Consider the following 22032-nt stretch of genomic DNA (forward strand, 5'->3'; position numbering starts at 1 on the left):
CCACAATCTCCCCCGTTTCAGAGTCGCAGAAAATAAAGGACATCGCTCCAGCTGCGGATTTCACTGATTTAAACTCATCAAAACACAAATGCTTTGGAAGGTAGTGAACATTTGGTTGATAGTAGCTATAAAAGCTGTCAATGACTCGACTGACAGTGGCATGAGAAACATTATGTTTCATCGCAATATCTTTTTCGGATATTTTATCTTTGGCGTTTAAAGCAATCGATACTTTGGTATTGTTGGAAATACAACAGTTTTTAGCCACGACGCTCGTTTTTAAAGTAAACGTGGAATGACAATGTTTACAGAAATAACGCTGTTTACGCAATTTTAAGTAGGTATGAAAACCTGAAATGCTAGGNTCATCAAAGACATGGCCACAAGCATAACAAGCTTTTGGTTGATACGTTAACGTCCCATGAAAGACTTTAGCTTTTACTTTTTTGATCGTTTCGGTAGAACAAAAATTTTCATCAAATGTGATATTTTTGTCTTTTATATTGAGTAGGTTTCGTATAGAATGATGGTGAGACATGTGACACAACGTAAGCCCGAAATATGTGAGATAAATAAAAAAATACGCACCCTTCTGGTACACACGACGAATAGCCCTTCAATCCCAAGTTTTTTCGGATTGAGGGCTATTTTGCCATTGCTCATGATTCACGAATTGTTTTCGACCATGGCAAATAGCGATCTAATATTTCTGGCTGTTGATGGATTGGTAAACTTGGGAGTTCCGACAATACTTTCACTAAGTATTGATAAAAATCAATTCCATTAGCTTTTGCCGTTTCAGCCAAGCTTAAACAGATGGCATTCGCATCGGCTCCAGATTCACTGACGGAAAACAGCCAGTTTTTTCTTCCAATGACATTTGGCCGAATCGCATTTTCAGCTGGGTTATTGTCCATTTCAATGCGCCCATCATACAGAAAAGCTTTTAAGCCTTCGGCATGCTTCAATGTATACTCCGCAGCTTTGGCAAGGGCATTCTTTCCATAGAAAGGAGATTCATCAATCCATTTGAAAAATGCCTCGACGATTGGTTTGGACTCCTTTTGTCTTGCTTTTCTACGTTCACTCGGTCGAAGTTTTTTAAATTTACGTTCTAACCGATAAAGTTGATTGCAATAATCCACACCAATCCGTCCATTTTTACTATCAGCTTTTAACCAGTATCGACGAACATGAGCCCAGCAGTTGGCAAAATGAATATTCGATACATCATGATATGCAGAATATCCATCGCAGATCATCGTTCCTTTAAAGCCTTTTATAAAGTCAGTCAAAATTTCCCGACTTCGAGATAAAGCACTATGGAACAGAACAATTGCTGGACCTTGAGATGCTACGCTACGGAATACCCAGTTGTAAGCCTTAGACTGGGCTGGCTTCCCATCAGAGCGGTTCAAAACTTGGGCATAGGTTTCATCGACATGAAGGATAGATTTTTTCAAGAGCGTTTCTTTCATCCGATTATATAATGGAAGAAGCCAATCTTCTGCAGTGCGAATCACCCAGTTGGATAGGTTCTTATCATTGGTTAGTAAACCATAACGATGCCATTCCTTTACCTGCCTATATAAAGGTAAATAAAGAATAAATTTATCATAGATGAGTTTTGCTAAGACCGTTGGTCCTGCGATACTTCGCTGAATGGCAGGTTGCGGTGCTTTTCCACGTTTGATTTGTGAGTCTTTATTCGAATCTTTTTTACAAGACCTGCACTCATAAGCGTGTTCAATATGCTGAACACGCTTCATAGTAGCTGGTATGAATTTTGCTTCTTCTCGTACAATCGTGCTGCCAATCTCTGTCATAGGTGATTGACAACACTCGCATTGTAAGTTTTCTGGATGATGATGAATTTCTTCAATTTCTAAACCATCCATAAAAGAATCATTTCGTTTTTTCTTGTTATGTCGTTTACGAACAACTGTGTATGTCACAGTGTCCGTGCTTTTTTCTCCTGTGTGCTCAGGTTCATTAAAAAAAGAGTCGTCATCAAACAAAGAACACTGTCCGTCTGGAGCTTGATACTTTGATTTTTCAGATTTTGAGCCATAAAGCCGTTTAGTTAAATAACGAACTTGTTGTGACAATAATTCAATTTGTTTCAACAGTTCATCATTTTTTTGATTGGCATGAGCTAGTTGCTCTTCTAATAACTGAATTAACTTTTCGTTTGAATCATTGTTCACAACATCCACCACTTTTCCGTACTGATTCTATATAGAGTTGATTATATCATGAATCGGTATTTAGAAGGCACCTTTTTTCGATTTTTGGATGGCTTTAGGTTGTTGAATCGAGAGCCCTTCGAGCAACCATCGAAGCTCCTGTTGAGTCAAATTTCGAACCTCATTTTCATTTCTGGGCCATTGGAGTTTGCCGTTATCGATTCGTTTGTATAACATGGCGAAGCCATCTCCATCAAAATACAAACATTTATAGCGGTCTTTCTTCCGTCCACAAAATAAGAAAATGGCGTTGCTATATGGATCCAGTTCGAAAGAATCCTGAATTAAGGTGGCAAGACCATCAATTCCTTTTCTCATATCCGTACGACCACAAATGATATAGATATTTTTTCACTTAGTAAAATCATGAATCACTGCTATTCAACTCCTTGATGACCGTTTGAATGATGTGAGGTTTTACACCGGGGTAAAAGGAGATTTTAAAATTTGTTGCTTGAATAACGCATACAGGTTTGAGAGGACCACGACTCGTTGAGGGTGGAGTTGAATCAGAATCGGATTCCAAATTGACAGGGACGATATTTAGTTTTTCAACTGCCAAACAAAAACACCTCCTCTGTAATCGATAACTCTATCTTACAGGGAGGTACGATCGATTGATATGCGTCGTTTGAATTCGGGCTTACGACACAACTCCTTTGGGAAATGTGGTTTGGCGATTACATTTTACCAGAGTTTGTCACATGTTTCATTTTTTTGTGTAAAAAAATTGGTGCTGGTTGTATCCACCAACACCAAATATTATAGAGCCCTTTTTATTAAATATACAGCCCATTCTAAAAAATCCAGAATGGGCTGTAAACGTTGATAAATTAACGTTTTGAGAATTGTGGTGCGCGACGAGCGCCTTTGAGACCGTATTTTTTACGTTCTTTCATACGTGGGTCACGTGTTAGTAAACCAGCTTGTTTTAAAGTTGGACGGAAATCTGGGTCAACTTGAAGTAACGCACGAGCGATACCATGACGGATAGCGCCAGCTTGACCAGTAAAACCGCCACCTTGAACGTTTACTAATACATCGTAGCTACCTAAAGTTTGAGTTAATTTTAATGGTTGTTTAATCACTTCACGTAATGTTTCAAATGGAATATATTCTTCTACATCACGTTTGTTAATGATGATTTTGCCTTCGCCAGGTACTAAACGTACACGAGCTACTGCGCTTTTACGACGACCTGTGCCAGTATATTGAACTTGTGCCAAGTGAATATCCTCCTCTAATTAATTATCCGCGAAGCTCATAGCTTTCTGGTTTTTGTGCAGCATGTGGATGTTCTGGACCTGCATAAACATGAAGCTTTTTGAACATTTTGCGTCCTAAAGAGTTTTTAGGAAGCATACCTTTTACTGCAAGTTCGATCATTCTTGTTGGATCTTTTTCAAGCATTTCGCCTGCTGTACGTTTCTTTAAACCGCCAGGATGAAGTGAGTGACGGTAGTAGATTTTGTCAGTTAATTTTTTACCTGTTAATTGAATTTTTTCAGCGTTGATTACGATGACATGATCACCAGTGTCAACGTGTGGTGTATAGATTGGTTTATGTTTACCGCGTAAAATAGCCGCAACTTCAGAAGCTAAACGCCCTAACGTTTTGCCTTCTGCGTCAACCACTAACCATTTACGCTCTACTTCATGACCTTTCGCCATAAATGTTGTACGCATGTATATATCCTCCTAATCGATTTCATGAACCGTTAATTTTCCATTTTTCACACTAATAAGTTTCGGGGCTTATAAGTGGAATGAAAATACCATATGTTATAATATTATAGATTAAAACATTAGTCAAGAAAAATGTCATACACAAGGGTAAGTTGTTTTCTTATTCATAAAACACTTTTTCCAAATACAATCCGTGGGGTGGAGCGGTTGTGCCGGCCATTTCACGGTTTTTGGCTTCAAGGGCTTCCTTTACGGATTCCGGCTCCCTTTTTCCGATCCCCACTTCCCACAAAGTGCCTGCGATAATGCGGACCATATTATATAAAAAGCCGCTTCCTTCAATGACCATATGAAGCTCCTGGTTGTGCCATTCAAAATCAAGGGAATGGATGGTACGCACTTTATCCTCCACGGGGGTGCTGGCGGCACAAAAACTTGTGAAGTCATGGGTGCCGATGAGATACCCCGCGCCCTCCTTCATTTTGCCGACGTCCGGTTTTCTCCCTTTTGTTTCAACGGTATAGTGCCTTTTAAATGGACTTTGCACTTCCTCGCAATTCCACTTATATCGATACCGTTTTCCCTTCGCGCTGAAACGGGCATGGAAATCCGGCGATACCTCTTCCATTTCCAATATGCGCACGTCACCAGGAAGCTGCGCGTTCAATGCAATTTTATAATTTTCGCTTGGGATGAAAAGCCTAGTATCAAAATGAATCACTTGTCCAGTGGCATGCACCCGCGCATCTGTACGCCCGCTGGCATAAATGCGCACCTTTTCACCTTTATGCATTTCCGTCAATACGTTTTCAATTTCCGATTGCACGGTCCGTTTTCCCGGTTGTGCCTGATAGCCGGAAAAATTTGTTCCGTCATAAGCAATGACCGCTTTCATTCGTCGCAATTCGATCACCCTTTTCTAACTGCGGAAAAAGATTAAAAGGGCCGTTATGAATACTAGTGCAAAAATGCAGATTGTATCTTTCGCATCCCATTTTAATTTCCGATAACGTGTGCGGCCTTCTCCTCCGCGGTATCCCCGCACCTCCATCGCAGTCGCCAAATCTTCCGCCCGTTTAAATGCGCTGACGAATAGTGGAACCAGCAGCGGGACAACCGCTTTGACCCGATCTTTGATTGGGCCTGAACCCAAATCGGATCCTCTCGCCATTTGCGCTTTCATGATTTTGTCCGTTTCATCCATCAAAGTCGGAATGAAGCGCAACGCAATGGACATCATCAAGGCCAATTCATGGATGGGCAATTTAAGTTTCTTTAAAGGATTTAACAGCACCTCAAGTCCATCCGTTATGGAAATCGGCGAAGTTGTCAATGTCAATATCGTTGTCATGAATACAAGCACGGTGAAGCGGATGGAAATGAAAATTCCTTGTCTCAAACCGCCTTCATATACTTTAAGAAAACCAAGATCAAATAAGACACTGCCTTCTCTCGTAAAGAGAATGTGGATCAGAAACGTGAAAATGATCAAAATGATCACAGGTTTTAACCCATTCACTAAAAAATAGAGACGAATTTTGGAAATAAGAATGGCCAGCAAAGTAAATGCCAATAATAAGCAGTAAGTGATTGTATTGTTTGCCAAAAACACGATGATGACAAAAATAAAAGTAAAAATCAATTTGGAACGTGGATCCAATTGATGGACAAAAGAATCGCCTGGAATAAAGCGCCCAAAAATCATTTTCTCCATCATCAACGATCACGCTCCTTTATCACCCGGGCAATTTCTTCCGCCAATTCTTCCTCTGTTAAACATATTTTTGAGAGCGGCGTTCCGATCAACTTTTCTATCTTTTGCTGAAAATTGACGATGCGCGGCACTTCCAACCGGTATTTCTTAAGGGTTTCGCTGTCAGAAAAGATTTCCCGGGGAGTTCCGGTCCGCACACAGCGGCCTTCATGCATGATGGAAATTTGATCTGCATATTTGGCCGCATCTTCCATGCTGTGGGTAACAAGAATCGTCGTCAATTCTCTTTCTTTGTGCAAGCGATAAAACAAATCCATGATTTCTTTTTGTCCTCTTGGATCGAGCCCTGCAGTCGGTTCATCCAAAACGATGACTTCGGGATTCATCGCCAGTACACCAGCAATGGCCACACGTCTCATTTGCCCGCCGGATAAATCGAAAGGCGACTTCTCGAGCACTTCCTCAGGCAATCCTACTTGTTTGATGCCTTCACGCGCCCTCTTTTCCGCTTCTTCTTCAGAAACGCCGAAATTCATCGGACCAAACATGATATCTTTTAACACCGTTTCTTCAAATAACTGATGCTCCGGAAATTGAAAAACAATGCCCACTTTTTGGCGAACAGGTTTTAAATCTTTCGCCTTTTTTCCCGCCTCAATTTTACGGTCCCCGATCTGTACGGTTCCTTTCGTCGGCTTCAAGAGCCCGTTGAAATGTTGCAGAATCGTCGATTTACCGGAACCGGTATGTCCGATAATGGCATGGTATGTTTTGGATGGAATCGTTAAATCCACATCAAATAAAGCGTACTTCTCAAATGGTGTACCTACTGAATATGCAAAGCTTACTTGTTGAAGTTTGATGTCCATAAATCATTCACCAACTCTTCTTCTGTCAGATTTTTTCCTATAAGCGGCACACCCTTTGCTTGAAGCAGCTTTGTCATTCTCATGGCAAAAGGCAATTCCAATCCAAATTCAATCAGCTTGTCCCCTAATGCAAATATCTCTTCCGGTGTTCCTTCCGCGTATTTTTTTCCTTGGTTCATAAAAATGATGCGGTCCGCAAGAAGCGCCTCCTCGACGTCATGGGTGATCGATAATACGGTCAACCCGATTTCTTTTCTTAATTCGAGAACCGTCTGCAGCACCTCCGCGCGACCTTGGGGATCCAGCATGGAAGTGGCCTCATCCAAAATTAACAGTTTAGGGTGCATTGCAAGAGCTCCGGCAATGGCCACACGCTGTTTTTGCCCACCGGATAAATGATGGGGCTCATGGTTCAGGAATTCATACATCTTCACTCTTTTCAAAGATGCTGAAACCCGCTCCACCATTTCTTCATAAGGGATCCCGTTATTTTCTAAAGCAAAAGCCACGTCATCTTGCACGGTTGCCCCCACAAATTGGTTATCCGGATTTTGAAAAACCATCCCGATTTTCGAACGGATATCCCACAAGTTTTCTTCGCTCAATACATTTTGCATGACGCGGATTTCTCCTTGTTGAGGGAAGAGAAGGCCGCAAACCATTTTCACCATTGTAGATTTGCCTGATCCATTATGACCGACAATGGCGATCCATTCGCCTTCACGAACCGTAAATGAGACGTTGTCGACAGCTTTGCGGGCATCCGGTTTTTCTGGTGTATATGAAAAAGATACATTTTGAAACGATAAAATTTCGGTCATTTCTATGCTCCTCTCTACAGGGCTCTCCTTCTCTGTTTGCTTGGAAAACTTCTATATATAAAAATAAAACACGTTTAATTCTGCCAGATCATTAAACGTATTTTATTTTTACATATTGATAGAGAAATTGATGTGAATAAAAAAGCGCGCACCTCATTCAGGAGAAATGCGCTAATAACCTTCAGTTAACGATTAACGTTCCCTTTTCGTGCCGTAACCGGATGAATGAGGTGCGGAGAGCTAGACGATACGAATGGAAGCATTCGATCATCATAACGCTCAGATGCCTTTATTGTCGTATAAATCATTCATTTGTAAAAAAGGGGGCAAGCCTAGCCGGTTTATCCGGATACCCCCTTGAGAATTAAACTAGTTCGATGATTACAACAGGTGCTCCATCTCCACGACGAGGACCCACTTTTAGAATTCGTGTATAACCACCTTGACGATCAGCGTAACGTGGCGCAACATCATCGAATAATTTTTGAAGAGCAAATTTTGTTTTTTCATTGCCTTCTTCATCAGTTGTTGTCACTACTTCACGGCGAATGAATGCTGCAGCTTGACGGCGAGCATGTAAATCCCCGCGTTTACCTAAAGTAATCATTTTTTCTACAACTGAACGTAATTCCTTTGCACGAGCTTCAGTTGTCTCAATGCGTTCATTAATAATCAAATCAGTTGCTAAGTCACGTAATAACGCTTTACGTTGAGAGCTAGTACGGCCAAGTTTTCTGTAACCCATGAATGTTCCCTCCTTTATTCGAACATAATAAATAACGATTGCTTAGTCTTCTTTGCGTAAAGACAAGCCAAGTTCTGCAAGTTTTGCTTTTACTTCTTCCAAAGACTTACGACCAAGGTTGCGAACTTTCATCATATCGTCTTCTGATTTATTCGTAAGTTCTAATACTGTATTGATACCTGCACGTTTTAAACAGTTATAGGAACGAACAGAAAGATCCAATTCCTCGATTGTCATTTCCAATACTTTTTCTTTTTGGTCCTCTTCTTTTTCTACCATGATTTCCGCTGCTTGTGCTTCATCAGTTAGACCAACAAAAATATTTAAATGTTCCGTTAAAATTTTCGCTCCGAGTGAAATCGCCTCTTTCGGACCGATGCTTCCATCAGTCCACACATCAAGGGATAATCTATCGTAGTCAGAGTTTTGTCCTACACGAGTATTTTCCACTTGATAATTAACGCGTGAAACTGGAGTGTAAATAGAGTCGATCGGGATCACACCGATAGGAAGATCCTCACGTTTGTTTTGATCAGCAGGAGTATAACCACGGCCTCTTCTTGCATACATGCGCATACGCAAATGACCGTTGCTTGCGATTGTTGCAATATACAAATCTGGATTTAAAATTTCAACGTCACTATCATGAGTGATATCAGCAGCTGTTACTGTTGCTTCACCTTTTACATCAATCTCAAGAACTTTTTCTTCATCAGAGTAGATTTTCAGAGCAAGTTTTTTAAGATTTAAAATGATGGAAGCAACATCCTCTACTACCCCTTCAATTGTTGAAAATTCATGTAATACCCCATCAATTTGTACAGATGTAATAGCTGCACCAGGTAATGAGGATAGAAGGATACGCCGTAATGAATTTCCCAAAGTAGTTCCATATCCACGTTCGAGCGGTTCTACTACAAACTTACCATATGTGGAATCTTCGCTGATCTCAACAGTTTCAATCCTTGGTTTTTCAATTTCGATCATTCAATTTACCCTCCTTCAAAACATCGACTGTATAGGTCATACCATCATAATAGTCAAAAAAACTTGACTTTATAAATTTGTACAATTCTTCTTGCACAAGAATGATGTACTCCAAAGAGTTGCACCCATTACACACGACGACGTTTTGGCGGACGGCAACCGTTATGTGGAACTGGTGTAACATCTTTAATTGCTGTTACTTCAAGTCCTGCAGCTTGAAGTGCACGGATAGCTGCTTCACGACCTGCACCTGGACCTTTAACAGTTACTTCTAACGTTTTTAAACCATGTTCAAGGGACGCTTTTGCAGCAGCTTCGGCAGCCATTTGAGCAGCGTATGGAGTGGATTTACGAGAACCTTTGAATCCAAGAGCACCTGCGCTTGACCAGGAAACTGCATTCCCTTGCATATCAGTGATCGTTACGATTGTATTGTTAAATGTTGAACGGATGTGCGCAATACCTGATTCGATATTTTTTTTCACGCGACGTTTACGTGATTGTTGTTTACGAGCCATTTCGGTAAACCCCCTTTACTTATTATTTTTTCTTGTTTGCTACAGTTTTACGAGGACCTTTACGAGTACGTGCATTGTTTTTCGTATTTTGTCCGCGGACTGGTAGACCACGACGGTGACGGATACCACGGTAGCAGCCGATTTCCATTAAGCGTTTAATGTTAAGTGATACTTCTCGGCGTAAGTCACCTTCAATTTTATATTTATCTAATTCTGTACGAATTCTGTCCAATTCGTCTTCAGTAAGATCACGTACACGAGTATCTTCAGAAACACCAGCAGCAGCTAATACTTTTTTAGCAGTTGCTTTACCAACACCATAAATATAAGTTAATGAAATCACTACGCGTTTATCGCGAGGAATATCAACACCAGCAATACGTGCCATATTTTTCGCACCTCCTTAAAAATTATCCTTGTTTTTGTTTATGTTTTGGATTTTCACAGATTACCATTACTTTACCGCGTCGGCGAATAACTTTACATTTTTCGCAAATCGGTTTTACTGATGGTCTCACTTTCATTCAACTCAACCTCCTTAAGTCTTCGGAGTGCAAAGATTATTTAAAACGGTATGTGATACGACCGCGAGTCAAATCGTACGGAGATAATTCGATTGTCACTTTATCTCCAGGCAGAATTCGGATGAAATGCATACGGATCTTTCCAGAAACGTGTGCAAGCACTGTGTGCCCATTCTCTAATTGTACCTTAAACATCGCGTTTGGCAAAGTCTCAACAACTGTTCCTTCAACTTCAATTACATCGTCTTTCGCCATCAACCTGTCTCCCTTCTTTATGTGCTAAACGGTTCCCGTCTGAGAACACTCGCAACAATTTTGCAGGTTAGAAGCAACTCCATTAACAAACATTGGATTGTATGAGAGATGTTCGAAAGACGCTCGCTGGTTTCGCTTCACACAATCCAGGGAATGAACAATCCGGTATAGAGCTGTACTCCTTTGTTAAGGATGTCCGGAAACACAAGTAATTCATACCCGTTCACTAGATGCTTCCACGAAACCCATAACACTCTTCACAAAAGAACTCTTTTGTAAGTATAAGCACTTTCGCAAGCAGTGTATACCGGGCACTATATGCTTTTGCAACTTTTTTTCGTTATATTGCCTCCGAATACCCCTCGCGAAAAGTATTATGACTTTCGAAAGAATGACGGGTATCAGCTGCGGCTGCCCTGTAAGAGTAGAGCGTCGAGATCAGCAAACACTTTTTCGATATCTTGCTGTCCGTTAATATTAGTTAACAATCCTTTTGATTCATAGAAATCAAGTAAAGGTTGTGCTTGTTTCATATTTACTTCCAGGCGATTAGCAACTGTCTCAGGATTGTCGTCTGCACGAACATATAATTCTCCGCCGTCCTTATCACATTTTCCTTCTACTTTAGGAGGGTTGAAAACCACGTGATAAGTAGCTCCACATGTTTTGCAAATGCGACGACCGCTCAAACGTTTTACCAGCTCATCTTTTTCCACTTGAATATTGATCACGTGATCAATTTTTTTGCCAAGTTCCTCTAAGATGTTGTCTAAAGCTTCTGCTTGTGCAACCGTACGTGGAAATCCATCAAGCAAGAATCCTTTTTCACAATCCTCTTGAGCCAGTCTTTCACGAACGATACCGATAGTTACTTCATCAGGAACCAGCGCACCTTGATCCATATAGGATTTCGCTTTAAGACCAAGTTCAGTGCCTTGACTGATGGCAGCGCGGAACATATCACCTGTAGAAATATGAGGGATTTCGTATTTGTTTACAATTTTTTCTGCTTGTGTACCTTTACCGGCACCTGGCAAGCCCATTAAAACAATATTCATACGGACATTTCCCTCCCCAAGGTGCTGGCTTAGGAAACAAAAAAATGTTTCCTAACCAACCTTTATTTCATGAAACCTTTATAATGACGTTTTACTAATTGTGCTTCTAATTGTTTCATTGTTTCCAGCGCGACACCAACGATGATGATGACGCTTGTTCCACCAATTTTGGCGGAAGCTGGTAAATTCATAAAGTTAATAAACAAAATAGGCAATATCGCAACAACGGATAAAAATAGTGCACCGACAAATGTTAGACGGTATAGCACTTTCGTTAAGTAATTTTGTGTATCATTTCCTGGACGGATTCCAGGGATATACGCACCTTGTTTCTTCAAGTTATCCGCAATGCGTTCAGGATTCACTTGAACAAATGCGTAGAAATATGTGAACGCAACAATCAATGCGATATAGATGATCATTCCAACAGGTTTTGTATAGTCAAACGTGTTGATAATGAACGTTGTCACTTTGTTTTGACCGAAAAACGCCGCTAACGTCTGAGGTGTAATGATGAATGCCACCGCGAAGATTACCGGAATAACCCCTGCAGCATTCACTTTCAATGGCAAGTGCGTTTGTTGTGCTCCAACATGCGGTACTCGGCCTGATACCCGTTTTGCATATTGGATTGGAATTTTACGCAATGCTTGTTGGAAGTAAATGACTCCAACAACGATAGCCAACATAATTAATGCAAGTAGCACTAAAACGATTATACGGATGAATAGTTGATCCCCTGCACCTTCAATTTGTTGGGCATAAATTTGGTTAATTGTAGTAGGTATCGCGGCAACGATACCTGCAAAGATGATGATTGAAATTCCGTTTCCAACGCCATGAGCGGTAATCTGCTCACCGAGCCAAAGCAAAAATGCTGTACCGGCAGTAAGCACGATTGCAATCGTTAAATAGGAAAGGAAGCTTGTATTCGTAATTAACGATCCACCATATAATTGGTTAAAACCAAATGACATGGCGAGGGCTTGGATGAAAGCCAATACTACGGTAAAGTAGCGAGTAAATTGAGCCAACTTACGCCGGCCTACTTCACCTTGGCGTCCCCATTCTGCAAACTTAGGCACGACATCCATTTGTAACAATTGAACGATGATGGAAGCAGTGATGTAAGGCATAATCCCCAACGCAAAGATGGAGAAATTCGATAAAGCACCGCCGCCAAACACGTTCAGAAAACCAACCAAGTTAAGATCATCCGTTACTTTTAACACATCTGAATCCACGTTCGGTACAGGGATAAAAGTTCCTATACGAAAAACGATCAGCATTAGTAAAGTGAAGATAATTTTATTGCGAATATCGCGGACGCGCATAAAGTTTGCGAAAGTACGAAACATTAAATCACCTCAGCTGTTCCGCCAGCGTTCTCGATCGCTTCTTTTGCTGAAGCAGAGAACTTGTGAGCTTTTACAGTAAGCTTTTTGTTAAGAGTTCCGTTTCCAAGGATCTTAATACCAGCTTTTTCTTTGCTCACAACACCTGTTTCGATTAACAATGCAGGAGTGATCTCCGCACCGTCTTCGAAACGATTTAACGCGTCAAGGTTCACGATTGCGTATTCTTTACGGTTTACATTAGTAAAGCCACGTTTTGGTAAACGACGGAACAGTGGGTTTTGACCACCTTCAAATCCTGGACGAACTCCGCCTCCAGAACGAGCGTTTTGACCTTTGTGACCGCGTCCTGCAGTCTTACCATTACCTGAACCGATACCACGACCAACGCGGTTACGTTTTTTACGTGAACCTTCCGCTGGTTTTAGCTCATGAAGTTTCATCTTAGGTGGCACCTCCTTATATATTTAATTCAGCCATTAAATTTCTTTAACAGTAACTAAATGTGATACTTTATTGATCATACCACGAATAGCAGGATTATCTGCATGTTCTACAGTAGAATTCACCTTTTTTAAACCTAAAGCTTCAACTACTTTGCGCTGTTTTTCGCTCGCGCCGATTACAGATCTTGTAAGGGTGATTTCTAATTTGTTTGCCATGATTATCCCCCCTTATCCTAGTAGCTCTTCTACTGTCTTACCTCGAAGCTTTGCAACTTCTTCAGCACGTTTTAATTGTTTTAATCCATCAACAGTAGCACGTACCATATTGATAGGTGTGTTGGATCCTAAAGATTTTGATAAGATATCAGAAATTCCAGCTAAATCAAGTACTGCACGAACTGGACCACCAGCGATAACTCCAGTACCTTCTGAAGCAGGTTTCATTAAAATTTTTCCTGCACCGAAGTGACCAATCACCTCATGTGGAATTGTTCCACCCACACGTGGTACTTCGATCAAGTTTTTCTTCGCGTCTTCTACAGCTTTGCGGATCGCATCTGGTACTTCTTGAGCTTTACCAGTACCGAATCCTACGTGACCGTTTTTGTCACCTACTACTACTAGCGCTGAGAAGCGGAAGCGACGTCCACCTTTTACAACTTTCGCAACGCGGTTTACCGCAACAACGCGTTCTTCAAGTTCCAATTTGCTTGCGTCAATACGACTCATGAAGTATGTCCCTCCTTCTTATTAGAATTGTAAACCGTTTTCGCGTGCAGCTTCTGCTAATGCTTTCACACGTCCATGATATAAATAACCACCACGGTCAAATACAACGGAAGTAATATTTTTTTCTAATGCACGTTTAGCGATCAATTCGCCAACTTTAGCTGCAGCTTCTTTATTGCTGCCAGGACCTTCGAAACCTTTTTCCAATGTTGATGCACTTACAAGTGTATGTCCTGCAACATCGTCAATGATTTGTGCGTAAATATGTTTATTAGAACGATATACGTTCAAACGTGGACGTTCAGGTGTACCGTGTACTTTAGTACGCACGCGTGCATGACGTTTTTTACGAACTTTGTTTTTGTCTAGTTTCGTAATCATAGCGGTCACTCCTTTCTAACGCTCAATCTAATTACTTACCTGTTTTACCTTCTTTACGACGTACATATTCACCTTCGTAGCGAATACCTTTACCTTTGTATGGTTCAGGTGGACGTACAGCGCGGATATCGGCTGCAAATGCACCTACACGTTCTTTATCGATTCCTTTTACAACGATTTTTGTATTTGAAGGAACTTCGATTTCGATACCAGCTTCAGGTGTGAATTCTACAGGATGTGAGTAACCAACGTTTAGTACAAGCTTTTTACCTTGTAATTGAGCACGGTACCCAACCCCGATCAATTCTAAAGAACGGGAGAATCCTTCAGATACACCTTTTACCATGTTAGCGAGTAACGCGCGAGTTGTACCGTGAACTGTACGGTGTTCTTTTGAATCAGAAGGGCGAACAACTGTAATGATATTTCCTTCTTGTTCAATTTTCATTTCTTGGTTGAATTGACGAGTTAATTCGCCTTTCGGTCCTTTTACTGTTACAGTATTGTCATCACTAACTGTCACTGTAACGCCAGAAGGAACCTCAATCGGTTTTTTTCCTACACGAGACATTTCATTGCACCTCCATTCGCATATTACTTATTACCAAACGTAAGCTAATACTTCTCCGCCAACTTTTTTAGCGCGTGCTTCTTTGTCAGTCAACACACCTTGAGAAGTTGAAAGTATAGCGATTCCCAATCCGTTTAATACTTTTGGAATTTCGTCAGTTTTTGCATATACGCGTAAACCTGGTTTGGAAATACGTTTTAATCCAGTGATTACACGTTCATTGTTTTTTCCGTATTTCAAGAAAATACGGATGATACCTTGCTTGTTGTCATCGATATATTCTACATCACGAATGAAGCCTTCTCGCTTAAGAATTTCAGCGATTTCTTTCTTGATTTTGGAAGCCGGTACTTCAAGCTTCTCGTGACGAACCATGTTCGCATTACGGATGCGAGTTAGCATATCTGCAATTGGATCTGTCATTGTCATATTCCTTTTACCTCCTTCCCATTTTTTGGGCATTACCAGCTAGCTTTTTTCACACCAGGAATTTGTCCTTTATATGCAAGTTCACGGAAACAAATACGGCAAAGTTTAAATTTGCGATATACGGAGTGTGGACGACCACAGCGTTCACAACGTGTGTAAGCTTGCACTTGGAACTTAGGTTTGCGTTTTTGTTTAGCAATCATTGATTTTTTTGCCACGATTTCGCCCTCCTTTTATTATTTTTGGAACGGCATACCGAATTGTGTCAATAACTCGCGAGCTTCTTCATCAGAATTCGCTGTCGTTACGATCACGATATCCATACCGCGTACTTTTGAAATTTTATCGTAATCGATTTCTGGGAAAATCAATTGTTCTTTAACTCCTAAAGTGTAGTTACCGCGACCATCGAACGCTTTTTTAGAAACACCGCGGAAGTCACGTACACGTGGAAGTGCGATAGAAATTAATTTATCAAGAAATTCATACATACGGTCACCACGTAAAGTAACTTTCGCGCCAATTGGCATACCTTCACGTAGACGGAATCCGGCGATTGATTTTTTCGCTCTAGTTACAACAGGTTTTTGACCAGTGATGATCGCTAGTTCTTCAACAGCTGCATCTAACGCTTTGGAGTTTTGTACAGCGTCACCAACACCCATGTTTACTACGATTTTTTCAACTTTAGGAACTTGCATTACAGATTTATACCCAAACTTATTCATTAAAGCAGGAACTACTTCGTTTTTATATTTTTCTTTTAGGCGGCTCATGTTTGTACCTCCTTTCAAAATTTCTTATTAGTCGATAACTGCACCTGATTTTTTTGCAACACGAACTTTTTTGCCATTTTCGATTTTATAACCTACACGAGTCGGCTCGCCAGTTTTTGGATCGATTAGCATAACGTTCGAAACGTGGATTGGTGCTTCTTGGCTTACAATACCACCTTGCGGGTTTAATTGGTTAGGCTTCATATGTTTTTTCACAATATTAACGCCTTCAACGATTACCCGATCTTTTTTAGGGAATGCGGCAAGTACAATACCTTCTTTGCCTTTATCTTTACCAGTAATAACTTTTACTTTGTCGCCCTTTTTAACATGCATTATGTGTCGCACCTCCTTAATTGGTACTATCAAATGATTAAAGAACTTCTGGAGCTAGGGAAATGATTTTCATAAAGTTTTTATCACGCAACTCACGTGCAACCGGTCCGAAAATACGAGTACCACGTGGTGATTTATCGTCTCTGATGATCACACATGCGTTTTCGTCAAATTTGATATAAGTACCATCTTTGCGACGTACACCAGATTTTGTGCGTACTACTACGGCTTTTACAACATCGCCTTTCTTAACAACGCCTCCTGGTGTTGCTTTCTTAACTGTGCAAACGATAATATCACCGATATTAGCAGTTTTGCGTCCAGAACCACCAAGCACTTTAATTGTTAACACTTCACGTGCACCAGAGTTGTCAGCAACTTTTAAACGAGATTCTTGTTGGATCATTTAGGTTACCTCCCTTCGGAATTTCCGTTATTTCCGAATTTCTATTAAATAACAACCGCTTTTTCTACAACTTCAACAAGACGGAAATGTTTTGTAGCTGATAGTGGGCGTGTTTCCATAATGCGCACGATATCGCCAACTTTAGCTTCGTTATGCTCATCATGAGCTTTGAATTTTTTAGAGTATTTTACACGTTTGCCGTATAATTTGTGTTTTTTGTAAGTTTCAACTAAAACGACAATTGTTTTGTCCATTTTATCTGAAACTACACGGCCAGTGTAAACTTTGCGCTGTTTACGCTCAGACATATACCGGACCTCCTTTATCAGTTATCTCCACTGATTTCTCTTTCACGAATCACAGTTTTCATGCGCGCAATCGCTTTACGAACTTCACGAATGCGAGCTGTATTTTCTAATTGACCAGTCGCTAATTGGAAGCGAAGGTTGAAAAGCTCTTCTTTAAGTGATTTGATTTTCATTTCGATTTCAGAAGTGGCAAGTTCACGGATTTCATTAGCTTTCATTAGAATCACCACCAGTTTCTTGACGTTTCACAATTTTACATTTTACAGGAAGTTTATGTGATGCTAATCGAAGAGCTTCGCGTGCAACTTCTTCAGATACACCGGCAACTTCAAACATAACTTTTCCTGGTTTTACTACAGCTACCCAACCTTCTGGAGAACCTTTACCGGAACCCATCCGTACCTCAAGAGGTTTTTTCGTATAAGGTTTATGTGGGAAGATTTTAATCCAAACTTTACCGCCACGTTTCATGTAACGAGTCATCGCAATACGGGCTGCTTCGATTTGACGGTTTGTCACCCAGCTAGCTGTTGTAGCTTGAAGGCCCCATTCACCAAATTGTACTTCGCGGCCGCCTTTTGCTTGACCACGCATTTTACCGCGATGTTCGCGACGATATTTCACGCGTTTTGGCATTAACATAATTATTTTCCTCCTTCCGCAGAGTTTTTCTTCGTAGGAAGGACCTCACCACGATAAATCCATACTTTTACGCCTAATTTTCCGTATGTTGTATCCGCTTCTGCATGAGCGTAATCGATATCAGCACGAAGCGTATGAAGTGGTACAGTTCCTTCACTATAATGTTCTGCACGAGCGATATCTGCACCGCCTAGACGACCAGACACTTGAGTTTTAATCCCTTTTGCACCAGCGCGCATTGTACGTTGAATTGCTTGTTTTTGGGCACGACGGAATGAAACACGGTTTTCAAGTTGACGTGCGATATTTTCAGCAACCAATTTTGCATCAAGATCCGGTTTTTTGATTTCAACGATATTGATGTGTACACGTTTGCCAGTAAGATCGCTTAAGTATTTGCGTAGGTTTTCTACTTCAGTACCACCTTTACCGATAACCATTCCTGGTTTCGCAGTGTGGATTGTAATGTTCACACGATTTGCAGCGCGTTCAATTTCCACTTTGGAAACAGCTGCATCTTTTAATGTCGTTTCGATATATTTACGGATTTTGAGATCTTCATGAAGCAAATCGGCAAAGTCTTTTTCAGCGTACCATCTGGATTCCCAGTCACGAATGATGCCGATACGCAATCCGTTTGGATGTACTTTTTGACCCAAAATTAACCCTCCTTCTTCTCAGATACCACTACAGTGATGTGGCTTGTGCGTTTGTTAATTGCGCTTGCACGTCCTTGCGCACGTGGACGATAGCGTTTTAAAGTTGGTCCTTCATCAACGTAAATTTCAGAAATATATAAGTTATTTGGATCTAAATCGTAATTGTGCTCAGCGTTTGCAACTGCGGATTTCAATACTTTCTCAACGACTGGAGACGCCGCTTTTGGAGTATGACGTAAAATCGCAACTGCTTCTCCTACTTGCTTACCTCTGATTAAATCAACCACTAAACGCACTTTGCGAGGTGCAATTCGGACTGTGCGAGCAACAGCTTTAGCTTTTGTTGTCATCAGGATCTACCTCCTCTCAAAATTAGCGTCTTGTTTTCTTATCATCATTACCGTGGCCTTTATAAGTCCGAGTTGGTACGAACTCGCCTAATTTGTGACCTACCATATCTTCCGTAATGTATACTGGAACATGTTTGCGTCCGTCATAAACAGCAATTGTAAGTCCAACGAAGTTAGGGAAGATTGTAGAACGGCGAGACCAAGTTTTGATTACTTGTTTCTTTTCTTGACCTTGTTGTGCTTCTACTTTTTTCATTAAATGTTCATCACAAAATGGTCCTTTTTTCAAGCTGCGACCCATTTAGTAACCTCCCTCCGTGATTTCACCACGGCTCTGCGATCGAACCGTAGCTTTATCACATTATTTTTTACGTCCACGAATAATTAACTTATCAGATTTATTGCGTTTTTTACGTGTTTTATAACCAAGAGCCGGTTTACCCCATGGTGTCATAGGTGACTTACGACCGATTGGCGCTTTACCTTCACCACCACCGTGTGGGTGATCATTAGGGTTCATTACAGAACCGCGAACTGTAGGGCGTTTACCTAACCAACGTGAACGACCTGCTTTACCGATGTTTACTAACTCATGGGATTCGTTACCAACTTGACCGATTGTCGCACGGCAAGCAGCCAAGATCAAACGAACTTCACCAGATTGAAGACGTACAATTACGTATTTGCCTTCGCGTCCTAATACTTGTGCGGATGCACCGGCAGAACGAACTAATTGTCCACCTTTTCCTGGTTTCAATTCGATGTTATGGATTGTAGTACCCATTGGAATGTTTGCTAATGGTAAAGCGTTACCCACTTTAATATCAGCATCTGGACCAGAAATAATTTCTTGACCTACTTGTAATCCTTTTGGAGCAATGATGTAACGTTTTTCACCATCAGCATAGTTGATTAATGCGATATTTGCTGAACGGTTTGGATCGTATTCGATTGTAGCAACGCGTCCTGGAATGCCATCTTTATCACGTTTGAAGTCGATAATACGATATTGGCGTTTATGTCCACCACCGTGATGACGAACAGTAATTTTACCCTGGTTGTTGCGACCAGCTTTGCGTTTTAATGGCGCTAACAATGATTTTTCCGGCTTATCTGTTGTGATTTCCGCAAAGTCAAACGACGTCATGTTACGACGGCCATTTGAGGTTGGTTTATACTTTTTGATCGCCATTTTGTTTCCCTCCTTCTTTACATTTCAAAATCCTTACGTTTCCCGATTAGAAATCAAAAATTTCAATTTCTTTGCTATCAGGTGTCAATGTTACGATAGCTTTACGACGTCTGTTTGTTAATCCTTGGAATTTACCAACACGTTTTACTTTACCTTGGTAGTTCATGATGTTGACTTTCGCCACTTTTACACCGAAGATTTCTTCAACCGCATCTTTCACTTGCGTTTTATTCGCACGAAGATCTACTTCGAAAGTGTATTTTTTCTCAGCCATTAGTTCAGAAGAACGCTCAGTAATGACAGGACGTTTAATGACATCACGTGCATCCATTATCCAAGCACCTCCTCAACCTTTTCTACTGCAGCCTTCGTGAATACAACTTTGTCATGACCTAATAAGTCAAGTACGTTGATTCCGTTAGCTGTGATCACAGTTACGCCTGGGATGTTACGTGCGGATAATGCCACGTTTTCATCTAAATCAGCTGTAACGAATAAAGCTTTTGAATCAATTTTCAAGTTATTTAAGATTTCTTTGAAGTCTTTTGTTTTTGGCGCGTCTAATTTTAACGCATCTAAAACTAGGAAGTTTTGCTCATTCACTTTAGCGGATAAAGCGGATTTAAGCGCTAAGCGACGAACTTTTTTCGGTAATTTATAGCTGTAGCTTCTTGGTTGTGGACCGAATACTGTACCACCACCACGCCATTGAGGAGCACGGATTGAACCTTGACGAGCACGGCCAGTTCCTTTTTGGCGCCATGGTTTTCTACCACCACCAGAAACTTCAGAGCGGTTTTTCACTTTATGTGTACCTTGACGTAGAGAAGCGCGTTGAGCGATTACTGCGTCGAATAAAACTGCTTCGTTTGGTTCGATGCCGAAAATTTCATCTTTTAATTCGATTTCTCCAACTGAAGCACCTGTTTGACTAAGTACAGTTACCTTTGTCATTCCTGTTTCCTCCTTTCTCCAGTGAATTATTTAGATTTTTTCACAGCAGATTTTACTGTTACTAAAGATTTGCGAGAACCAGGAACATTCCCTTTGATTAATAGCAAGTTGCGTTCTGGAATTACTTTTACGATTTGCAAGTTTTGGATTGTTACTCGATTACCGCCAGTTTGTCCAGGTAAGTTTTTGGATTTGAATACTCTGTTAGGAGCAATCGGACCCATTGAACCAGGACGACGGTGATAACGAGAACCGTGGGACATAGGTCCACGAGATTGTCCGTGGCGTTTGATTACACCTTGGAAACCTTTCCCTTTTGATGTACCTGTTACATCTACCCAATCGCCTTCAGCGAAAATATCTACTTTGACTTCTTGACCAACTTCATACTCTTCTAAGTTTACTCCGCGAATTTCACGAATGAAGCGCTTAGGAGCAGTGTTTGCTTTTGCTACATGTCCTTTTTCAGGTTTGTTTGCAAGCTTTTCGCGCTTGTCTTCGAAACCTAGTTGGATTGCTTCGTAGCCATCATTTTCAACAGTTTTCTTTTGAAGCACTACGTTTGGAGTAGCTTCGATCACTGTTACCGGTATTAAATCGCCGTTCTCAGCAAAAACTTGCGTCATACCGATTTTTCTACCTAAGATTCCTTTGGTCATTTGTCACACCTCCTGTGATTGTTAAAAATTTTTATTATGACAATTAAAGTTTGATTTCAATGTCAACGCCAGATGGTAAATCAAGCTTCATTAACGCATCCACTGTTTGAGGAGTTGGGTTAATGATGTCGATTAAACGTTTGTGCGTACGCATTTCGAATTGTTCACGGGAATCTTTGTACTTGTGAACAGCTCGAAGAATTGTGTACACTGTTTTTTCAGTTGGTAGCGGAATCGGACCCGATACACTAGCACCTGAACGTTTAGCAGTTTCAACAATTTTCTCTGCGGATTGATCTAATACACGATGATCATACGCTTTTAAACGGATACGAATTTTTTGTTTTGCCATTATTTTCCCTCCTTTTCGCCTAATTACTAGACATTCTCCACGGAAATTTCCCACACACTCGCCA

Annotated in this window: 38 protein-coding genes; all 38 read right to left on the reverse strand. The window is 40.9% G+C overall.

Going from position 1 to position 22032, the window contains the following annotated elements:
• Positions 1 to 659: 659 nt before the first annotated feature.
• A complete protein-coding gene (gene tnpC / locus ACFPOH_RS03315; RefSeq protein ID WP_465270736.1) occupies positions 660 to 2219 on the reverse strand; it encodes an IS66 family transposase in 1560 nt (519 codons plus the stop codon).
• 48 nt (positions 2220 to 2267) lie between these two features.
• The gene (tnpB, locus tag ACFPOH_RS03320; protein ID WP_342581848.1) at positions 2268 to 2591 is read right to left on the reverse strand and encodes an IS66 family insertion sequence element accessory protein TnpB; all 324 of its coding nucleotides are present in this window, start codon (positions 2589 to 2591) and stop codon (positions 2268 to 2270) included.
• Positions 2592 to 2610: 19 nt separating this feature from the next.
• Positions 2611 to 2808, reverse strand: a complete 198-nt coding sequence (locus ACFPOH_RS03325) for a hypothetical protein (RefSeq protein ID WP_016839676.1) — start codon at positions 2806 to 2808, stop codon at positions 2611 to 2613.
• Between the two features lie 271 nt (positions 2809 to 3079).
• Positions 3080 to 3472: a 30S ribosomal protein S9 gene (gene rpsI / locus ACFPOH_RS03330; RefSeq protein WP_342470885.1), complete on the reverse strand. Its 393-nt coding sequence runs from the start codon at positions 3470 to 3472 to the stop codon at positions 3080 to 3082.
• Between the two features lie 22 nt (positions 3473 to 3494).
• Positions 3495 to 3932: a 50S ribosomal protein L13 gene (gene rplM / locus ACFPOH_RS03335; RefSeq protein WP_342470884.1), complete on the reverse strand. Its 438-nt coding sequence runs from the start codon at positions 3930 to 3932 to the stop codon at positions 3495 to 3497.
• Between the two features lie 160 nt (positions 3933 to 4092).
• Positions 4093 to 4836, reverse strand: coding sequence for a tRNA pseudouridine(38-40) synthase TruA (truA, locus tag ACFPOH_RS03340; RefSeq protein WP_342470883.1), 744 nt, complete (start codon positions 4834 to 4836; stop codon positions 4093 to 4095).
• Between the two features lie 15 nt (positions 4837 to 4851).
• On the reverse strand, positions 4852 to 5649 hold the full coding sequence (locus ACFPOH_RS03345; protein ID WP_342471214.1) for an energy-coupling factor transporter transmembrane component T family protein: 798 nt from the start codon (positions 5647 to 5649) through the stop codon (positions 4852 to 4854).
• A complete protein-coding gene (locus ACFPOH_RS03350; protein WP_342470882.1) occupies positions 5649 to 6515 on the reverse strand; it encodes an energy-coupling factor ABC transporter ATP-binding protein in 867 nt (288 codons plus the stop codon). Before ACFPOH_RS03350 ends, ACFPOH_RS03345 begins: the two co-directional genes overlap by 1 nt.
• The gene (locus tag ACFPOH_RS03355) at positions 6491 to 7336 is read right to left on the reverse strand and encodes an energy-coupling factor ABC transporter ATP-binding protein (protein ID WP_342470881.1); all 846 of its coding nucleotides are present in this window, start codon (positions 7334 to 7336) and stop codon (positions 6491 to 6493) included. The genes ACFPOH_RS03350 and ACFPOH_RS03355 overlap by 25 nt, the downstream gene beginning before the upstream one ends.
• Before the next feature lie 364 nt (positions 7337 to 7700).
• Positions 7701 to 8081 carry a 50S ribosomal protein L17 gene (rplQ, locus tag ACFPOH_RS03360; RefSeq protein ID WP_016839395.1) on the reverse strand — a complete coding sequence of 127 codons (381 nt, stop codon included), beginning with the start codon at positions 8079 to 8081 and terminating at the stop codon, positions 7701 to 7703.
• Positions 8082 to 8123: 42 nt separating this feature from the next.
• The gene (locus ACFPOH_RS03365) at positions 8124 to 9068 is read right to left on the reverse strand and encodes a DNA-directed RNA polymerase subunit alpha (protein ID WP_342470880.1); all 945 of its coding nucleotides are present in this window, start codon (positions 9066 to 9068) and stop codon (positions 8124 to 8126) included.
• A 128-nt stretch (positions 9069 to 9196) separates the two neighbouring features.
• Entirely contained in the window at positions 9197 to 9586 is a 390-nt protein-coding gene (gene rpsK / locus ACFPOH_RS03370; protein WP_016839392.1) for a 30S ribosomal protein S11, read from the reverse strand.
• A 22-nt stretch (positions 9587 to 9608) separates the two neighbouring features.
• A complete protein-coding gene (gene rpsM / locus ACFPOH_RS03375) occupies positions 9609 to 9974 on the reverse strand; it encodes a 30S ribosomal protein S13 (protein ID WP_208651284.1) in 366 nt (121 codons plus the stop codon).
• A 22-nt stretch (positions 9975 to 9996) separates the two neighbouring features.
• Positions 9997 to 10110 carry a 50S ribosomal protein L36 gene (rpmJ, locus tag ACFPOH_RS03380; RefSeq protein WP_000868344.1) on the reverse strand — a complete coding sequence of 38 codons (114 nt, stop codon included), beginning with the start codon at positions 10108 to 10110 and terminating at the stop codon, positions 9997 to 9999.
• Between the two features lie 36 nt (positions 10111 to 10146).
• Positions 10147 to 10365, reverse strand: coding sequence for a translation initiation factor IF-1 (gene infA, locus ACFPOH_RS03385; RefSeq protein ID WP_208651283.1), 219 nt, complete (start codon positions 10363 to 10365; stop codon positions 10147 to 10149).
• Between the two features lie 401 nt (positions 10366 to 10766).
• Positions 10767 to 11423, reverse strand: a complete 657-nt coding sequence (locus ACFPOH_RS03390; protein ID WP_342470879.1) for an adenylate kinase — start codon at positions 11421 to 11423, stop codon at positions 10767 to 10769.
• Between the two features lie 62 nt (positions 11424 to 11485).
• Positions 11486 to 12781, reverse strand: coding sequence for a preprotein translocase subunit SecY (secY, locus tag ACFPOH_RS03395; protein ID WP_342470878.1), 1296 nt, complete (start codon positions 12779 to 12781; stop codon positions 11486 to 11488).
• Complete coding sequence (gene rplO / locus ACFPOH_RS03400; RefSeq protein ID WP_342470877.1) at positions 12781 to 13221, reverse strand: 50S ribosomal protein L15; 441 nt, start codon at positions 13219 to 13221, stop codon at positions 12781 to 12783. Before rplO ends, secY begins: the two co-directional genes overlap by 1 nt.
• A gap of 36 nt (positions 13222 to 13257) precedes the next feature.
• The gene (gene rpmD / locus ACFPOH_RS03405; protein WP_342470876.1) at positions 13258 to 13440 is read right to left on the reverse strand and encodes a 50S ribosomal protein L30; all 183 of its coding nucleotides are present in this window, start codon (positions 13438 to 13440) and stop codon (positions 13258 to 13260) included.
• 12 nt (positions 13441 to 13452) lie between these two features.
• On the reverse strand, positions 13453 to 13953 hold the full coding sequence (gene rpsE / locus ACFPOH_RS03410; RefSeq protein ID WP_342470875.1) for a 30S ribosomal protein S5: 501 nt from the start codon (positions 13951 to 13953) through the stop codon (positions 13453 to 13455).
• Between the two features lie 21 nt (positions 13954 to 13974).
• On the reverse strand, positions 13975 to 14334 hold the full coding sequence (gene rplR, locus ACFPOH_RS03415) for a 50S ribosomal protein L18 (RefSeq protein WP_342470874.1): 360 nt from the start codon (positions 14332 to 14334) through the stop codon (positions 13975 to 13977).
• A 31-nt stretch (positions 14335 to 14365) separates the two neighbouring features.
• Entirely contained in the window at positions 14366 to 14905 is a 540-nt protein-coding gene (gene rplF / locus ACFPOH_RS03420; protein ID WP_342470873.1) for a 50S ribosomal protein L6, read from the reverse strand.
• 30 nt (positions 14906 to 14935) lie between these two features.
• Positions 14936 to 15334 (reverse strand): 30S ribosomal protein S8, encoded by a 399-nt coding sequence (gene rpsH / locus ACFPOH_RS03425; protein WP_342470872.1) that lies wholly within the window; start codon positions 15332 to 15334, stop codon positions 14936 to 14938.
• Positions 15335 to 15366: 32 nt separating this feature from the next.
• A complete protein-coding gene (locus tag ACFPOH_RS03430; RefSeq protein WP_342580634.1) occupies positions 15367 to 15552 on the reverse strand; it encodes a type Z 30S ribosomal protein S14 in 186 nt (61 codons plus the stop codon).
• Between the two features lie 18 nt (positions 15553 to 15570).
• Positions 15571 to 16110 carry a 50S ribosomal protein L5 gene (rplE, locus tag ACFPOH_RS03435; protein ID WP_342470870.1) on the reverse strand — a complete coding sequence of 180 codons (540 nt, stop codon included), beginning with the start codon at positions 16108 to 16110 and terminating at the stop codon, positions 15571 to 15573.
• 27 nt (positions 16111 to 16137) lie between these two features.
• On the reverse strand, positions 16138 to 16446 hold the full coding sequence (gene rplX, locus ACFPOH_RS03440) for a 50S ribosomal protein L24 (protein ID WP_342470869.1): 309 nt from the start codon (positions 16444 to 16446) through the stop codon (positions 16138 to 16140).
• A gap of 37 nt (positions 16447 to 16483) precedes the next feature.
• The gene (rplN, locus tag ACFPOH_RS03445) at positions 16484 to 16852 is read right to left on the reverse strand and encodes a 50S ribosomal protein L14 (RefSeq protein WP_342470868.1); all 369 of its coding nucleotides are present in this window, start codon (positions 16850 to 16852) and stop codon (positions 16484 to 16486) included.
• 44 nt (positions 16853 to 16896) lie between these two features.
• The gene (gene rpsQ, locus ACFPOH_RS03450; protein WP_342470867.1) at positions 16897 to 17160 is read right to left on the reverse strand and encodes a 30S ribosomal protein S17; all 264 of its coding nucleotides are present in this window, start codon (positions 17158 to 17160) and stop codon (positions 16897 to 16899) included.
• A gap of 17 nt (positions 17161 to 17177) precedes the next feature.
• Positions 17178 to 17378: a 50S ribosomal protein L29 gene (gene rpmC, locus ACFPOH_RS03455; protein WP_342470866.1), complete on the reverse strand. Its 201-nt coding sequence runs from the start codon at positions 17376 to 17378 to the stop codon at positions 17178 to 17180.
• Complete coding sequence (rplP, locus tag ACFPOH_RS03460) at positions 17368 to 17802, reverse strand: 50S ribosomal protein L16 (RefSeq protein ID WP_208651269.1); 435 nt, start codon at positions 17800 to 17802, stop codon at positions 17368 to 17370. The genes rpmC and rplP overlap by 11 nt, the downstream gene beginning before the upstream one ends.
• Before the next feature lie 2 nt (positions 17803 to 17804).
• On the reverse strand, positions 17805 to 18461 hold the full coding sequence (gene rpsC / locus ACFPOH_RS03465; RefSeq protein ID WP_342470865.1) for a 30S ribosomal protein S3: 657 nt from the start codon (positions 18459 to 18461) through the stop codon (positions 17805 to 17807).
• 2 nt (positions 18462 to 18463) lie between these two features.
• On the reverse strand, positions 18464 to 18811 hold the full coding sequence (rplV, locus tag ACFPOH_RS03470) for a 50S ribosomal protein L22 (protein ID WP_141601978.1): 348 nt from the start codon (positions 18809 to 18811) through the stop codon (positions 18464 to 18466).
• A 22-nt stretch (positions 18812 to 18833) separates the two neighbouring features.
• Positions 18834 to 19112: a 30S ribosomal protein S19 gene (rpsS, locus tag ACFPOH_RS03475; protein WP_141601979.1), complete on the reverse strand. Its 279-nt coding sequence runs from the start codon at positions 19110 to 19112 to the stop codon at positions 18834 to 18836.
• Between the two features lie 60 nt (positions 19113 to 19172).
• Positions 19173 to 20003 (reverse strand): 50S ribosomal protein L2, encoded by an 831-nt coding sequence (gene rplB / locus ACFPOH_RS03480; protein ID WP_342470864.1) that lies wholly within the window; start codon positions 20001 to 20003, stop codon positions 19173 to 19175.
• A gap of 46 nt (positions 20004 to 20049) precedes the next feature.
• A complete protein-coding gene (gene rplW, locus ACFPOH_RS03485) occupies positions 20050 to 20334 on the reverse strand; it encodes a 50S ribosomal protein L23 (protein ID WP_342470863.1) in 285 nt (94 codons plus the stop codon).
• On the reverse strand, positions 20334 to 20957 hold the full coding sequence (gene rplD / locus ACFPOH_RS03490; protein ID WP_342470862.1) for a 50S ribosomal protein L4: 624 nt from the start codon (positions 20955 to 20957) through the stop codon (positions 20334 to 20336). The genes rplW and rplD overlap by 1 nt, the downstream gene beginning before the upstream one ends.
• A 26-nt stretch (positions 20958 to 20983) precedes the next feature.
• Entirely contained in the window at positions 20984 to 21616 is a 633-nt protein-coding gene (rplC, locus tag ACFPOH_RS03495; protein ID WP_342470861.1) for a 50S ribosomal protein L3, read from the reverse strand.
• Between the two features lie 43 nt (positions 21617 to 21659).
• Positions 21660 to 21968, reverse strand: a complete 309-nt coding sequence (gene rpsJ / locus ACFPOH_RS03500) for a 30S ribosomal protein S10 (RefSeq protein ID WP_016839367.1) — start codon at positions 21966 to 21968, stop codon at positions 21660 to 21662.
• Positions 21969 to 22032 lie beyond the last annotated feature (64 nt).

The sequence above is a fragment of the Ureibacillus suwonensis genome, from assembly GCF_042655065.1.
Classification (GTDB): Bacteria; Bacillota; Bacilli; order Bacillales_A; family Planococcaceae; genus Ureibacillus; species Ureibacillus suwonensis.

Coding starts and splice junctions, on each gene's coding strand:
- ACFPOH_RS03365 (WP_342470880.1), bottom strand. CDS start 9,068: ATGATCGAAATTGAAAAACCAAGGATTGAAACTGTTGAGATCAGCGAA.
- rplW (WP_342470863.1), bottom strand. CDS start 20,334: ATGGATGCACGTGATGTCATTAAACGTCCTGTCATTACTGAGCGTTCT.
- rpmC (WP_342470866.1), bottom strand. CDS start 17,378: ATGAAAGCTAATGAAATCCGTGAACTTGCCACTTCTGAAATCGAAATG.
- rplC (WP_342470861.1), bottom strand. CDS start 21,616: ATGACCAAAGGAATCTTAGGTAGAAAAATCGGTATGACGCAAGTTTTT.
- rpsM (WP_208651284.1), bottom strand. CDS start 9,974: ATGGCACGTATTGCTGGTGTTGATATTCCTCGCGATAAACGCGTAGTG.
- ACFPOH_RS03390 (WP_342470879.1), bottom strand. CDS start 11,423: ATGAATATTGTTTTAATGGGCTTGCCAGGTGCCGGTAAAGGTACACAA.
- rpsS (WP_141601979.1), bottom strand. CDS start 19,112: ATGGGTCGCAGCTTGAAAAAAGGACCATTTTGTGATGAACATTTAATG.
- rplO (WP_342470877.1), bottom strand. CDS start 13,221: ATGAAACTTCATGAGCTAAAACCAGCGGAAGGTTCACGTAAAAAACGT.
- rpsJ (WP_016839367.1), bottom strand. CDS start 21,968: ATGGCAAAACAAAAAATTCGTATCCGTTTAAAAGCGTATGATCATCGT.
- rplE (WP_342470870.1), bottom strand. CDS start 16,110: ATGAGCCGCCTAAAAGAAAAATATAAAAACGAAGTAGTTCCTGCTTTA.
- rplV (WP_141601978.1), bottom strand. CDS start 18,811: ATGACAACAAAAGCTAAAGCTGTTGCTCGCACAGTCCGAATTGCACCT.
- ACFPOH_RS03355 (WP_342470881.1), bottom strand. CDS start 7,336: ATGACCGAAATTTTATCGTTTCAAAATGTATCTTTTTCATATACACCA.
- rplD (WP_342470862.1), bottom strand. CDS start 20,957: ATGACAAAGGTAACTGTACTTAGTCAAACAGGTGCTTCAGTTGGAGAA.
- infA (WP_208651283.1), bottom strand. CDS start 10,365: ATGGCGAAAGACGATGTAATTGAAGTTGAAGGAACAGTTGTTGAGACT.
- rpmD (WP_342470876.1), bottom strand. CDS start 13,440: ATGGCAAACAAATTAGAAATCACCCTTACAAGATCTGTAATCGGCGCG.
- rplN (WP_342470868.1), bottom strand. CDS start 16,852: ATGATCCAACAAGAATCTCGTTTAAAAGTTGCTGACAACTCTGGTGCA.
- ACFPOH_RS03345 (WP_342471214.1), bottom strand. CDS start 5,649: ATGATGGAGAAAATGATTTTTGGGCGCTTTATTCCAGGCGATTCTTTT.
- rpsE (WP_342470875.1), bottom strand. CDS start 13,953: ATGAGTCGTATTGACGCAAGCAAATTGGAACTTGAAGAACGCGTTGTT.
- rpsK (WP_016839392.1), bottom strand. CDS start 9,586: ATGGCTCGTAAACAACAATCACGTAAACGTCGCGTGAAAAAAAATATC.
- secY (WP_342470878.1), bottom strand. CDS start 12,781: ATGTTTCGTACTTTCGCAAACTTTATGCGCGTCCGCGATATTCGCAAT.
- ACFPOH_RS03350 (WP_342470882.1), bottom strand. CDS start 6,515: ATGGACATCAAACTTCAACAAGTAAGCTTTGCATATTCAGTAGGTACA.
- rplF (WP_342470873.1), bottom strand. CDS start 14,905: ATGTCTCGTGTAGGAAAAAAACCGATTGAGGTTCCTTCTGGCGTTACA.
- rplM (WP_342470884.1), bottom strand. CDS start 3,932: ATGCGTACAACATTTATGGCGAAAGGTCATGAAGTAGAGCGTAAATGG.
- rpmJ (WP_000868344.1), bottom strand. CDS start 10,110: ATGAAAGTGAGACCATCAGTAAAACCGATTTGCGAAAAATGTAAAGTT.
- rplP (WP_208651269.1), bottom strand. CDS start 17,802: ATGTTAATGCCAAAACGCGTGAAATATCGTCGCGAACATCGCGGTAAA.
- rpsH (WP_342470872.1), bottom strand. CDS start 15,334: ATGACAATGACAGATCCAATTGCAGATATGCTAACTCGCATCCGTAAT.
- rplQ (WP_016839395.1), bottom strand. CDS start 8,081: ATGGGTTACAGAAAACTTGGCCGTACTAGCTCTCAACGTAAAGCGTTA.
- rpsQ (WP_342470867.1), bottom strand. CDS start 17,160: ATGTCTGAGCGTAAACAGCGCAAAGTTTACACTGGCCGTGTAGTTTCA.
- rplX (WP_342470869.1), bottom strand. CDS start 16,446: ATGCATGTTAAAAAGGGCGACAAAGTAAAAGTTATTACTGGTAAAGAT.
- rplB (WP_342470864.1), bottom strand. CDS start 20,003: ATGGCGATCAAAAAGTATAAACCAACCTCAAATGGCCGTCGTAACATG.
- rplR (WP_342470874.1), bottom strand. CDS start 14,334: ATGATTACGAAACTAGACAAAAACAAAGTTCGTAAAAAACGTCATGCA.